Genomic DNA, 12,862 nt, shown 5'->3' on the forward strand with positions numbered 1-12,862 from the left:
ACCGCATCCTGGCCAATGCGTACCACTGTATCCACCCGCGGGCCGGATACCTGTCGATACGCGCTTTCGCCGACAGTGTTACACACAGACACACCCTGAGGATTGAGCGGTTGATCGCCCGGTCTTCACAATGCCCACCATCGCCGCCATCGCGGCACCGAGAGTGAAGCCACCACGTGATCCGCCGCCTGTTGCCCGCAACCCGCCGGGGCCGCCTGATGCTGGCCGCCCTGCTCGTCCTGATCGCTGCCGTGGCCGCCTGGTGGCTGCTGCGCAGGCCGGCCGCGCCGGCCCTGGCCACCACCCCCGTAGGCCGTGGCGACATCGAACAGACCGTCGAGGCGACCGGCGTGATCGACGCCTACAAGCTGGTCAGCGTAGGTGCGCAGGCCTCCGGCCAGATCAAATCGCTGAAGGTGCAGCTGGGCGATACGGTGAAGGAAGGCGACCTGATCGCCGAGATCGACGCCACCACCCAGCAGAACCAGGTGCTCAACGCACAGGCCTCGCTGGACCAGGTGATCGCGCAGCGGGCGGTGCAGCAGGCGACACTGCGCCAGGCCGAGCTGGAATTCGCACGCCAGCAGCAGATGCTGGCCGCCGAGGCCACCTCCCGCCAGGAGTACGATGCCGCCGAAGCACAGCTGAAAACCGCGCGCGCCCAGCTGCAGTCCTACGAGGCACAGATCAAGGGTCGCGAAACCGAGCTGGGCACCGCCCGGGCCAACCTGGCCTACACCCGGATCACCGCGCCGATGGACGGCACCGTGGTCGCCGTGGTGGCCGAGGAAGGCCGCACGGTGAACGCCAACCAGACCGCGCCGACCATCGTCATGCTGGCGCGCCTGGACGTGGTGACGGTCAATGCCGAGGTGTCCGAGGCGGACGTTGTGAAGATCAAGGCCGGCATGCCGGTGTACTTCACCACGCTGGGCGACCCGGACCGGAAGTATCACGCCACGCTGCGGCAGATCAATCCGGCACCGGCATCGATCGCCAATGAAAGCTCGTCCAGCTCCAGCAGCTCTTCCAGTTCCAGCTCCAGCAGCGCGGTGTACTACAACGCCCTGTTCGACGTGGAGAACCCGGACGGCACCCTGCGCATCGACATGACCGCGCAGGTGTCGGTCCTGCTCAAGCAGGCCAAGGGCGTGCTGATGGTACCGGCGGTGGCACTGGGGCCGAAGACCCGCGACGGCGAGCGCGTGGTACGGGTGGTGGATGATCGGGGCCAGCCACAACCGCGCAAGGTCAAGGTCGGCATCAACAACGGTGCATCGGCTGAAATCCTCTCAGGCCTACAGGAGGGCGAACGCGTGGTGGTCGGCGAGGCCAGCGCCGCAGCAGCGTCTGCGGGCGGCGGCAACCGGGGAGGCATGCAGATGCGCGTCGGCGGCCCGGGCATGGGCCCGCGCCGATGAGCACGACGGCGCCGTTGCTGCGCCTGCGTGACCTGCGACGCGAGTTCCCGGCCGGCGACGACGTCATTGCCGTACTGCGCGACGTCAACCTGGACATCCACGCCGGCGAAATGGTCGCCATCGTCGGCCAGTCCGGTTCGGGCAAGTCCACCCTGATGAACATCCTCGGCTGCCTGGATCGCCCCACCCGCGGCAGCTACCAGGTGGCCGGCCGAGAAACCGGCCGGATGCAGCCGGACGAGCTGGCCGAACTGCGGCGCGGGCATTTCGGCTTCATCTTCCAGCGCTACCACCTGCTCGGTGACCTGGATGCACGCGGCAACGTGGAAGTGCCGGCGGTATACGCGGGCAGCCCCGGCCCGGTACGCAACGCGCGGGCCGAGCAGCTGCTGCAACGGCTCGGGCTGGGCGATCGCATGCATCACAAGCCGGGCCAGCTGTCCGGTGGCCAGCAGCAGCGCGTGTCGATCGCGCGTGCACTGATGAACGGCGGGGAGGTGATCCTGGCCGATGAACCCACCGGCGCCCTGGATACGAAATCCGGCGAAGAGGTGATGGCGATCCTGGGCGAGCTGCATGCCGAGGGACATACCATCATCATCGTCACCCACGACATGAGCGTGGCCGAGCATGCCCAGCGCATCATCGAGATCCGCGATGGCGAGATCATCGCCGACCGCGCCAATCCTGATGCGCCGTCCTATCGTGCGCGACGCGAGGCCAGCACCGGTGTTGCCCACGGCAGCAGCTGGCGCGCAGCGCGCGACCGCTTCACCGAAGCGTTCCGCATGGCCCTGCTGGCGATGAACGCGCATCGCCTGCGCACGTTCCTGACCATGCTCGGCATCATCATCGGCATTGCTTCGGTGGTCTCGGTGGTCGCGCTCGGCAACGGCTCGCAGCAGCAGATCCTGCAGAACATCAGCGCGCTGGGAACCAACACCATCGATGTGTATCCCGGCCGCGGTTTTGGCGACATGCGCTCTGCACGTGTGCAGACGCTCAAGGCCAGCGATGCCGATGCGCTCTCACGGCAGAGCTACGTGGACAGCGCCACGCCCAGCGTGTCGACCTCGGTCACCGCGCGTTATCGCAACCAGTCCTCTACCGCCCAGGTCAGCGGCGTTGGCGAGCAGTTCTTCCGGGTCAAGGGCGTGACCCTGCTCAGTGGCAGCTTCTTCGATGCCGATGCGGTGCGAGGGCTGGCCCAGGTCGCGATCATCGACGAGAACACCCAGACCCAGTTCTTCCCCGGTGTCGATCCTGTCGGCCAGGTCATCCTGCTCGGCAACGTGCCGGTGCGGGTGGTCGGTGTTGCCAAGCGGCAGAGCTTCGGTTTTGGTGGCAGCACCAGTCTCAGCGTCTGGGTGCCGTACACGACCGTGATGTCACGCATGCTGGGCCAGAGTCACGTCTCCAGCATCACCGTGCGCGTGGATGACGCCACGCCGATGGACGCCGCGCAGGAGGCGATCACCCGCCTGCTGACGATGCGCCATGGTACCGAGGATTTCTTCCTCAGCAACAGCGCCGAAATCCGCGAGACCATCGAGCAGACCACGCGCACGATGACCCTGCTGATCGGCGCGATCGCCGCCATCGCACTGCTTGTCGGAGGCATCGGCGTGATGAACATCATGCTGGTCTCGGTCACCGAGCGGACCCGCGAGATTGGTGTGCGCATGGCCGTGGGTGCGCGGCAGAGTGACATCCGCCAGCAGTTCCTGATCGAGGCGGTGCTGGTCTGCCTGCTCGGCGGCCTGCTCGGCGTCGGCCTGGCGCTGCTGCTGGGCTCGATGATCGGACGTTTCGCCAGCGACTTCCAGGTGCTGTTCTCCACCGCTTCGATCATCGCCGCATTTGCCTGTTCCACCCTGATCGGCGTGGGCTTCGGCTTCCTTCCCGCGCGCAATGCCGCGCAGCTCGACCCGGTGGAGGCCCTGGCCCGCGAATGAAGACGATGCCCATGCTCCCCTTTCCTGCTCCCTCGCGCCTGCTGCTGGCCGGCGCCGTACTGATTGCCCTGTCCGGCTGTGCCTCGGTCGGCCGTTATCCGGTTGCCGATCCCGACGTGGCTGCTGCTTATGGGCGTGGCGATGCCGCGCTCAACGCACCGGTGGACGCTCCACGGAGCAGCCTGGATACGCCTGCCCGCGACATCCGCGAGGATGTCTGGTGGAGCGGTTTCGGTGATGAACGTCTGGACCGGCTGGTAGCCCGGGCGCTGGCCGCCAACAGTGACCTTGCCGCCGCCGGCCTGGCCGTGCAGCGTTCCCGCCTGCAGGCCGGGCTGGCCAGCAACGCGCTTTGGCCACAACCGTCCTCGTCGGGCGTCAGTGGCAGCGGCAGCCGTGCCACCGACCAGGCCGACGACTGGCGCCGCAGCTATTCCACCGGCGTTTCGCTGGCCTGGGAAGTCGATCTGTGGGGCCGGCTGAGGACCCAGCGCGACATCGCACGCTGGGAGGCTGAAGCCACCGAGGAAGATCGACAGAACACCGCCCTGCTGGTGATCGGCGATGCCATCAGCCAGTACTGGGCGTTGGCGTATCTCAACCAGTCGATCAGCACCGGCCAGGCCAACCTGGAGCGGCTGGAACGCACCCGCGAACTGGTCCAGGCCCGTTTCGACGCCGGTGCGGTTTCGCGCCTGGAAGTACGCCAGGCCCTGCAGAACCTGCAGTCGCAGCGCGCTGCGCAGAGTGCGCTGGAACAGCAGCGCGTGGAAGTGCGCAATGCGCTGACCGTGCTGCTCGACGGCACCCCGTGGCCGCAACAGGACGAGCCGCAGAACCTGCTGCAGGCACGCAGCCCTGCCATCGCTGAAGGCCTGCCGGCGGACCTGCTCGCTCGCCGTCCCGACCTGCGCGCGGCCGAGCTGCGGCTGCGCAACAGCCTGAAGACGATCAAGGTCACCGCCACCCAGTACTACCCGGCGTTGAGCCTGACCGGCAGCCTCGGTTCCAGCGCGACCTCGCTGGGCGATGTCCTGCGCAATCCGGTGGCCACGCTCGGTGCCGGCCTGTCCCTGCCCTTCCTCAACCTGCAGCGCGCACAGCTGGATACCGACGTGGCCGGTACCAACTACCAGATCGCCGCGACCGGGTTCCGCAAGACGCTGTACACCGCGCTGTCGGAAGTGGACAACGCGCTGTCGGCACGCGAGCAGCTGGCGCGCCAGGTGGCGGCGTCGCAGGCCTCGTATGACGAGGCGGTGGAAGTGGAACGCATGCAGGAAGTGCGCTACCGCGTCGGTGCCACCGACCTGCGGACCTGGCTGGAAGCCCAGCAGACCCGGCGCGATGCGGAGTTGTCACTGGCCCGCGTCCGGCAGAGCCAGTTGACCAACGATGTGACGCTGTTCAAGGCGCTGGGCGGCAGCGCGGGGTAGCGCCGGGCCATGCCCGGCGGCGTGGAGCGCGGCACGCCATGAGCGTGGTCGGACTGGATCCGCCGGGCATGGCCCGGCGCTGCCACGGGACGATCAGCCGCGCTGGCGCACGGCCTCGAACAGGCTGACGCCCGCGGCGACCGATACGTTCAGGCTCTCGATCTCGCCCGGCATCGGGATCTTGACCAGTCCATCGCAGTTCTCGCGGGTCAGGCGGCGCAGGCCGTCGGCTTCACCGCCCAGCACCACGGCGATGTTGCCCTTCAGGTCCAGATCGTACAGCGACGCGGTCGCTTCACCGGCCAGGCCGTAGATCCACACGCCCTGCTTCTGCAGATCCTTCAGGCAGCGCGACAGGTTGGTCACGGCCACCACCGGGATACGGTCGGCGGCGCCGGCCGAGGTCTTGCGCACGGTGGCATTCACCGTCGCCGACTTGTCCTTGGGAATGATCACCGCAGTGGCACCGGCCGCCGCGGCCGAACGCAGGCAGGCGCCCAGGTTGTGCGGGTCCTGTACCTCATCCAGCACCAGCAGCAGGGCCCGGCCTTCAGCGGCAGTGACCAGGCCTTCCAGTTCATTCTCGCTGTAGGTGCGCGCAGCGGCATAGCGCGCGGCCACGCCCTGGTGGCGGACCGCACCGCCAACGCCGTCCAGCGCCTGCGCGGTGACCCGGCGGACATCGATCCCCTTGCGGCGCGCGTTCTCTTCGATTTCGGTCAGGCGTGGATTCTTCGCACCGGCCTCGACCAGCACTTCGCGGACGTTCTCGGCGTCGTTCTCGATGGAGGAGGCGACGGCGTTGACGCCGACGATCCACTGGCTGTTCTTGCTCATGCGGGCGGGACCGGAAAGGGGGTGGCTATGGTAGAGCATCGGCGACGGCCGCGCTTCGCGCTCGCCGGGCAGGCCCGGCGCTACCCGCCGTTCACCCGTCGGCTGAACGGCTGCGCGGCGGCCAGTGTGGCGTGTCGTGGTCGGGATGCTGGTGGGAAACGATCGCAGCCAGGAAGTCCAGCGCCGCCACGTCCTCCTCCGTGCGGCGTGCCGGCAGGGTGCCCAGGGCATCGACGAAGGGCAGCTTGCGCTCGACACCGTACTGGATCGTCGGCGGCAACCGTTCCGGCTGATCAAACGCCCCCGCCGCCACGGCCATGCCGTCGGGGGCTTCATAGGTCAGCGGCGTGCCGCAGTCGCCGCAGAAACCGCGCCGGACCACATTGGAGGACTGGAAATAGCGCGGCTGGCCGCGGGTCCAGCTGAACTGCACGCCGCGCACCGAGACCAAAGGCGCGTAATACGCGCCAAAGGCCTTCTGGCACATCCGGCAGTGGCAGATCGAACTGTCGGACAGCTCACCGCGCACCTGGAAGCGGATGGCACCGCACTGGCAGCCGCCGCTGTACTCGGGTTGGCCCTGCATGCTGCTTTCCTCCGGAACGGGCTCTACGGATCAGTACTTCTCTTTCCTGCGCTTGGTCGGTTTGCCGCGTTCGGGCAGCGGCGACAGTCCTGCCTCTTCTTCCTCGCCCTTGTGTTCGACCAGCCGGAAGTCGATCTTGCGCTCTTCCATGCTGGCCTTCAGTACGAGGATGCGCACGCGGTCACCCAGCCGGTAGCTGCTGCCACGACGTTCACCGGTCAGTGTCTTGCGGGTCGCATCGAACTTGTAATAGTCCTGCGGCAGCTGGGTGACATGGACCAGGCCCTGCACCTTGGAATCGTCCAGTTCCACGAACAGACCGAAGCTGGTCACGCCACTGATCACGCCATCGAACTGGCCGCCGACATGCTTCTCCATCCACGCGGCCCGGTAACGCTCGTCGACCTCGCGTTCGGCCTCGTCAGCGCGGCGCTCGCGCTCGGAGCACTGCAGCGCCAGCGCTGCCATCTCGCGTGCGGTGTAGGTGAACTTGTCCAGCGGCTTGCCCGACAACGCATGCTTGATCGCGCGATGCACCAGCAGATCGGGATAGCGGCGGATCGGCGAAGTGAAGTGCGCGTACGCCTCCAGCGCGAGCCCGAAGTGACCGTGGTTGTCCGGACTGTAGACGGCCAGGCTCTGGCTGCGCAGCAGCACCGACTCCAGCAGAGTGGCATCGGGACGGTCGCGGATCTTCTTCAACAGCTTGGTGTAGTCACCGGGGCGCACCTTCGACCACGGCGGCAGGCTCAGCTTGAACTCCTTGAGGAATTCCAGCAGGTCGGCGTACTTGGTCTCCGGCGGCTTCTCGTGGACGCGGTACGGCGCTGGCACATGGCGCGACAGCAGGTACTTGGCCGCCTCCACGTTGGCGGCGATCATGCATTCCTCGATCAGCTTGTGCGCGTCGTTGCGCACCAGCATGCCGGCCTGGGTGACTTCGCCACGATTGTCCAGCACGAAGCGCACTTCACTGCTCTCGAACTCGATGGCCCCGCGCTTTGCACGTGCCTTGGCCAGCACCTTGTACAGCTGGTGCAGGCGCTGCACCTGGGGCAGCAGATCGCCGATGACGGCCTTCGCGCCGGCATCGTCCTCGCCCACGGCCTGCCACACCTGGGTATAGGTCAGACGTGCGTGCGAATTCATCACCGCTTCGTAGAAGCGCGAGTGGACGACCTGGCCATCGCGGTCGATCTGCATGTCGCAGACGAAGCACATGCGGTCGACCTTGGGCATCAGCGAGCAGATACCGTTGGACAGGGTCTCCGGCAGCATCGGTACGACGAAGCCCGGGAAGTACACCGAGGTAGCGCGCTTCTGCGCCTCCTCATCCAGCGGCGTGCCCGGACGCACATAGTTGGAGACATCGGCGATGGCCACCACCAGACGGAATCCCTCCGCGTTCGGCTCGCAATACACCGCATCGTCGAAGTCCTTGGCATCCTCGCCATCGATGGTCACCAGCGGCGTGCGACGCAGGTCGACGCGGTCGCCGATCATCGCCGGCTCGACCACCAGCGGCACCGCGGCGGCCTCGTCCAGCACCTCCTGCGGAAACTCGAACGGCAGCTCATGGCCGTGGATGGCAGTCTCCACCACCAGCGAGGCGGTCAGCTTGTCACCCAGTACCGCGATGATGCGGCCGATCGGCGGACGGCGGCTGTCCGGCGCCTGCGTCAGCTCGCAGACCACCAGCTGGCCATCACGCGCACCTCCGGTCTGATCAGGCGGCACCTGCACGTTGCGCTGCACGCGCTTGTCATCAGGCACCACGTAATTGATGCCCATCTCGATGCTGAAGCGACCGATCAGACGGGTCATGCCGCGCTCGAGCACGCGGGCGATGCTGCCTTCGCGGCGGCCGCGATGATCGATGCCGGTGACACGCGCCAGCACCTTGTCGCCGTGCATCACCTTGCGCATTTCAAAGGGCGGCAGGAACAGGTCGTCACCGCCCTCGACCGGGCGCAGGAACCCGAATCCTTCCGGATTGGCGATCACCACACCGGTGACCAGGCTCAGCGCCTGCACCGGCGCGAAACCTCCACGGCGGTTCTGCACCAGCTGGCCATCACGGACCATCGCACCCAGCCGGCGCGACAGCGCTTCGGCCCGGTCCGGCGCGGTCAGGCCCAGGCGGGCACCCAGCTCCTCGGCAGTCTGCGGCCCTTCGCAGCGCTCCAGCAGGGCCAGAATGGCCTCGCGGCTGGCGATGGGCTGTTCGTACTTCTCGGCTTCGCGGGACGCGTAGGGATCCTCGATCACCTTGCCGGCCGGCGGCAGCTTGCGGCCCGGCGCCGGTCCCGGGGCGTCGCCGCCACGGCCCGGGCGACCGCGCGGCGGTGCGCCGCCACCCCCCAGTTCCGGGAACCAGCCCGGCAGTGGCTTGCCCGGCTGGGAGGTACGGGCTGCACCCGTCTTGGCGCCCTTCTTCGGGGCCTGGCTGCGGGACTTGCTCCCGCCCTTGCTTGGTTTTTTGGTAGTCATCGCCCTCCATGGTAGCCGCTGACGGCGTGCAGAACCGGTCAGCGACCCGCTTGCAGGCGCCACGTGAAAAAACTCCGCGAAGTCGTTGACAGCCTGCGGATTCATCTTCACAATTGCGCCTCTGGAACGCCCAGGTGGCGGAATTGGTAGACGCACTAGTTTCAGGTACTAGCGGGTAAAACCGTGGAGGTTCGAGTCCTCTCCTGGGCACCAACGAAAAATCTCCTCGCCTCGGCGGGGATTTTTTTTGCCCGCGTTTCCTGCCGTCGTTCCGCAGCGTGGCCGGGCGTTCACAAGGGTGTTGACACCCCCGTCACGGCACCCCATAATCTCGCTCCTCGACGCCCAGGTGGCGGAATTGGTAGACGCACTAGTTTCAGGTACTAGCGGGTAAAACCGTGGAGGTTCGAGTCCTCTCCTGGGCACCACGTCGAGACTGAGAAAAACCCGCGAAAGCGGGTTTTTTCATGTCCGGGCGCCAGCCAGCGGGATCAGAACAACGGCCGCAGCACCAGCTCCAGGCCCAGCAGCAGCAGGAAGCCCAGGAAGCACACGCGGAACACCCGCGCACTGATCCGCTGCCGGATCACCTGCCCCAGCCACATGCCCGCCAGCGCCGGCAACACCGCCAGCGCGCTCAGTCCCAGCTGCTGCACACCGAATGCGCCGTGCAGCACCAGCCCGCCCGTCAACGAGAGGGTCGACACCGTGAACGCCAGGCCCAGCGCCTGCACCAGCTCTTCGCGTTGCAGCCCCAGCGACTGCAGGTACGGCACCGCCGGCATCACGAACACTCCGGTCGCCCCGGTTACCACGCCGGACATCACCCCCACCAGCGGGCCCAGCCAGCGCTCACGCCGCTGCGGCACACGGAATACCGGCGCAACCAAGGCGTACAGCGCATACACCACCAGCGCCACGCCCAGCGCCACGCGCGACCACGTGCGGTCGACCCGCACCAGCAACGTCGCCGCACCCAGGGTCACCACCACCACGGCCAGCATCATCGGCCACAGGCGTCGCACGATCGGCCCCAGTGATGGCCCGGCCAGCAGTTGCCATGCGTTGGTGACGAAGGTCGGAATGAACAGCATCGACGCCGCCGCCACCGGCGACAGCGCCCCTCCCAGCAGGCCCATCGCCACGGTCGGCAGGCCCATGCCGGTCACGCCCTTGACCACCCCCGCCAGCATGAACACGGCAACCAGCAGACCATAGAAGAATGTCGTCTCGCTCATGCCGTCATTGGAACCGGCGCGCCTTCCGCGCACAATGCGGCTTATGCGCCTCACCCTTCGGCTGACCCGAAGGCAGGCGGCACGCAACGAGGGCCGTGACATGCGGATGGACATCGCCGACCTGCGCCTGTTCCTGGCCGTGGCCGACGCCGGCAGCATCACCGCAGGCGCCGCGCAGGCAAACCTGGCGCTGGGCTCTGCCAGCGAACGCCTGCGGGCGATCGAGAACGACGCGGGCACCGCGCTGCTGGTGCGTCACCCGCGCGGCGTGAGCCTGACCGAAGCCGGGGCCGCCCTCGCCCACCACGCGCGCCAGATCCTGCATCAACAGGCACAGCTGCGGGGCGAACTGCAGGCCTTCGCGAAGGGCGCGCGCGGCACCCTGCACCTGTATGCCAACACCGCCGCACTGACCAGCTACCTGCCCTCCCGGTTGGCTCCCTGGCTGGCCGAACGCCCACGCCTGCACGTCGAACTGCACGAACGCACCAGCCCTGAAGTGGTCCGCGCCCTGACCGCTGGCCAGGCCGAAGCGGGAATCATCAGTGATGCGGTCGAGGCAACCGGCCTGCAACGCCATGTCGTTGCCGAGGATCCCCTGGTGATGCTGCTGCCCGCAGGCCATCGTTTCGCGGCCCGCCGCACGCTGGCCTTCGCCGATGTGGCCAGCGAAACCTTCGTCGCGCTGGCCGATGGCAATGCGCTGCAGACCTACATCGAAGCGCAGGCACGCGACATCGGCCGTCGGTTGGACGTGCGCATCCGCATGAAGACCTTCGAAGGCGTGTGCATCATGGTAGGTCACGGCATCGGCGTGGGTATCGTGCCGCGCACCATCGCCCGCCAGCACCGCCGCGCGACACAGGCGCTGGCGGTGCCCCTCGCGGATGCGTGGGCACAGCGCCGCCTGTGTGCCTGCTTCGCCGACTGGACACGGCTGTCGACAGCGATGCGCAGCCTGCTGCTGCACCTCGGCGTGGAAGCGGAGAAAAAAGCATGAAATGGTGTTGACACATCCGATGCCGTACCGCAGAATTCCCCTCCTGAGTCGCCCAGGTGGCGGAATTGGTAGACGCACTAGTTTCAGGTACTAGCGGGTAAAACCGTGGAGGTTCGAGTCCTCTCCTGGGCACCACGACTCATGATGATGAAACCCGCGAAAGCGGGTTTTTTCGTTTCCGGAATCCGCAGCGTCAACGCAATGGCGACGCCTTCCGCGCGTTGCGCGAACGCCGCCTGGCAGAACTCACCACAGACAAAAACCCCGCCTTGCGGCGGGGTCGACATACAGCGCCGTGTTTGCGGGCAGTTTCAGTGCCCGCCACCGGCCGCTGCACCGGCACCGGCACCGAACGGCGGCTTGGCCAGCCACAGGAAGGTGATGATGGCCAGGAAGATCCAGCCCAGCAGGAAGAAGATGTCGTTGAAGCCCATCTGCGATGCCTGGTGGTTGATCATGGTGTTGAGCACCGCTGCACCATGCTGCAGGTCACCCTGCCCCATCGCCGCAACCTGGTCCTGCATGCCCGGCTGATAGGCCGAAATGTGTTCGGTCAGATCGGCGTGGTGCACCTGCGTGCGACGTGCCCACAGCCAGGTGGTCAGCGATGCTGCAAAGCTGCCGCCCAGTGTGCGCAGGAACGTGGCCAGGCCCGAACCCGCGGCAATTTCGCGACCATCCAGATCCGACAGCAGGATCTGTAGAACTGGCATGAAGAACAGCGCCACGCCGATGCCCATGATCAGCTGCACGCCGGCCACGTGCTGGAAGTCCACCTGCAGATTGAAGCCCGAGCGCAGGAAGCTGGTCATCGACAGGAACACGAAGGCGATGGTCGCCAGCATGCGCATGTCAAAGCGCGAGGCATACTTGCCCACGAACGGCGTCATGATCACCGGCAGCACGCCGATCGGCGCCGTCGCCAGCCCTGCCCAGATCGCCGTGTACCCCATGTCGCGCTGCAGCCACTGCGGAATCAGCAGGGCCACGCTGAAGAATGCGGCATAGGCCACCACCATCGCCAGCGTGCCGGCGCGGAAGTTGCGGTGGCGGAACAGTTTCAGGTCGACGATCGGGTCCTTGTCGGTCAGTTCCCAGATCAGGAACACCGTCAGCGCCACGACCGCCACGCAGGCCAGCACCACGATCCGGGTGGAGGAGAACCAGTCCTCGTCGTTGCCCAGGTCGAGCACCAGCTGCAGTGCGCCGACGCCGATCACCAGCGTGATCAGGCCGACGTAGTCCATCTTCGGCTTCTCCACGTGTTCCGGACGGCCCTTCAGCTGGTTGCCCACCACCAGCGCGGCGAAGATGCCCAGCGGCACGTTGATCAGGAAGATCCATTCCCAGCTGTAGTTGTCCGTGATCCAGCCCCCGAGAATCGGCCCGCAGATCGGCGCGACCACGGTGATCATCGCCAGCAGCGCCAACGCCTGCCCGCGTTTCTCGCGTGGATAGATCGAGACCAGCAACGACTGCGTGATCGGATACATCGGGCCGGCCACGAAGCCCTGCAGGGCGCGCGACACCACCAGCATGCCCATGCTCTGCGCCAGACCACACAACAGCGAGGTGATGACGAAGGCCAGCGTGGCCCAGACGAACAGCTTGCGCTCGCCGAAACGGCGGCTGAGCCAGCCGGTCAGCGGCAGTGCGATGGCCGTGCTGACCGCGAACGAAGTGATGACCCACGTCGCCTGCTGCGAACTGGCGCCGAGATTGCCGGCGATGGTCGGCAGCGAGACGTTGGCGATGGTGGTGTCGAGCACCTGCATGAAGGAGGCCATCGCCAGGCCCACGGTGCACAGGGCCACGCTCGGCGGCAGGAACCCGGCGGCCGCACCCGGCGCCGCCGGTGCGCCCGGGCTTCCGGGCGCGGCTGGAGCTTGGGCGGACATG

The 12,862-nt window shown here is 67.1% G+C and carries 8 protein-coding genes, 3 tRNA genes and 1 pseudogene; 7 read left to right on the forward strand and 5 right to left on the reverse strand.

From position 1 onward, the window contains the following. Window positions 1-176: 176 nt before the first annotated feature. The 3 genes from ACVOJ1_RS03700 to ACVOJ1_RS03710 are packed head-to-tail and all read left to right on the forward strand — an operon-like array spanning window position 177 to window position 4,812. Window positions 177-1,421 (forward strand): efflux RND transporter periplasmic adaptor subunit, encoded by a 1,245-nt coding sequence (locus ACVOJ1_RS03700; RefSeq protein WP_193395581.1) that lies wholly within the window; start codon window positions 177-179, stop codon window positions 1,419-1,421. Then, window positions 1,418-3,376 carry a MacB family efflux pump subunit gene (locus ACVOJ1_RS03705; protein WP_193395582.1) on the forward strand — a complete coding sequence of 653 codons (1,959 nt, stop codon included), beginning with the start codon at window positions 1,418-1,420 and terminating at the stop codon, window positions 3,374-3,376. Before ACVOJ1_RS03700 ends, ACVOJ1_RS03705 begins: the two co-directional genes overlap by 4 nt. After that, the gene (locus ACVOJ1_RS03710) at window positions 3,373-4,812 is read left to right on the forward strand and encodes an efflux transporter outer membrane subunit (protein ID WP_111185761.1); all 1,440 of its coding nucleotides are present in this window, start codon (window positions 3,373-3,375) and stop codon (window positions 4,810-4,812) included. Before ACVOJ1_RS03705 ends, ACVOJ1_RS03710 begins: the two co-directional genes overlap by 4 nt. A 93-nt stretch (window positions 4,813-4,905) precedes the next feature. Here the strand turns inward: ACVOJ1_RS03710 and rlmB are convergent, their stop codons facing one another. The 3 genes and pseudogenes from rlmB to rnr form a co-directional block, all read right to left on the reverse strand. Continuing rightward, window positions 4,906-5,649: a 23S rRNA (guanosine(2251)-2'-O)-methyltransferase RlmB gene (gene rlmB / locus ACVOJ1_RS03715; RefSeq protein ID WP_111185763.1), complete on the reverse strand. Its 744-nt coding sequence runs from the start codon at window positions 5,647-5,649 to the stop codon at window positions 4,906-4,908. A gap of 91 nt (window positions 5,650-5,740) precedes the next feature. Then, complete coding sequence (locus tag ACVOJ1_RS03720) at window positions 5,741-6,235, reverse strand: GFA family protein (protein WP_164150823.1); 495 nt, start codon at window positions 6,233-6,235, stop codon at window positions 5,741-5,743. Between the two features lie 30 nt (window positions 6,236-6,265). After that, a pseudogene (gene rnr, locus ACVOJ1_RS03725) lies at window positions 6,266-8,494 on the reverse strand (ribonuclease R); the annotation flags it as partial. 359 nt (window positions 8,495-8,853) lie between these two features. On the opposite strand from rnr, the gene ACVOJ1_RS03730 reads away from it, so the two are divergent. Both ACVOJ1_RS03730 and ACVOJ1_RS03735 read left to right on the forward strand, forming a co-directional pair. Then, window positions 8,854-8,938: transfer RNA gene (locus tag ACVOJ1_RS03730), tRNA-Leu, on the forward strand. A 130-nt stretch (window positions 8,939-9,068) separates the two neighbouring features. Next, window positions 9,069-9,153: transfer RNA gene (locus tag ACVOJ1_RS03735), tRNA-Leu, on the forward strand. A gap of 63 nt (window positions 9,154-9,216) precedes the next feature. Here ACVOJ1_RS03735 and ACVOJ1_RS03740 read toward each other — a convergent pair. Then, entirely contained in the window at window positions 9,217-9,963 is a 747-nt protein-coding gene (locus ACVOJ1_RS03740) for a sulfite exporter TauE/SafE family protein (protein WP_346480029.1), read from the reverse strand. A gap of 100 nt (window positions 9,964-10,063) precedes the next feature. Here ACVOJ1_RS03740 and ACVOJ1_RS03745 point away from each other — a divergent pair, with 100 nt between their 5' ends. Together ACVOJ1_RS03745 and ACVOJ1_RS03750 are read left to right on the forward strand one after the other, a co-directional pair. Beyond that, window positions 10,064-10,963, forward strand: a complete 900-nt coding sequence (locus tag ACVOJ1_RS03745; RefSeq protein WP_053520458.1) for a LysR family transcriptional regulator — start codon at window positions 10,064-10,066, stop codon at window positions 10,961-10,963. A 50-nt stretch (window positions 10,964-11,013) separates the two neighbouring features. After that, window positions 11,014-11,098, forward strand: a tRNA-Leu gene (locus ACVOJ1_RS03750). Window positions 11,099-11,274: 176 nt separating this feature from the next. Here the strand turns inward: ACVOJ1_RS03750 and emrB are convergent. After that, on the reverse strand, window positions 11,275-12,861 hold the full coding sequence (emrB, locus tag ACVOJ1_RS03755) for a multidrug efflux MFS transporter permease subunit EmrB (RefSeq protein WP_053518356.1): 1,587 nt from the start codon (window positions 12,859-12,861) through the stop codon (window positions 11,275-11,277). Window position 12,862 lies beyond the last annotated feature (1 nt).

This window comes from Stenotrophomonas sp. STEN225 (assembly GCF_056756445.1).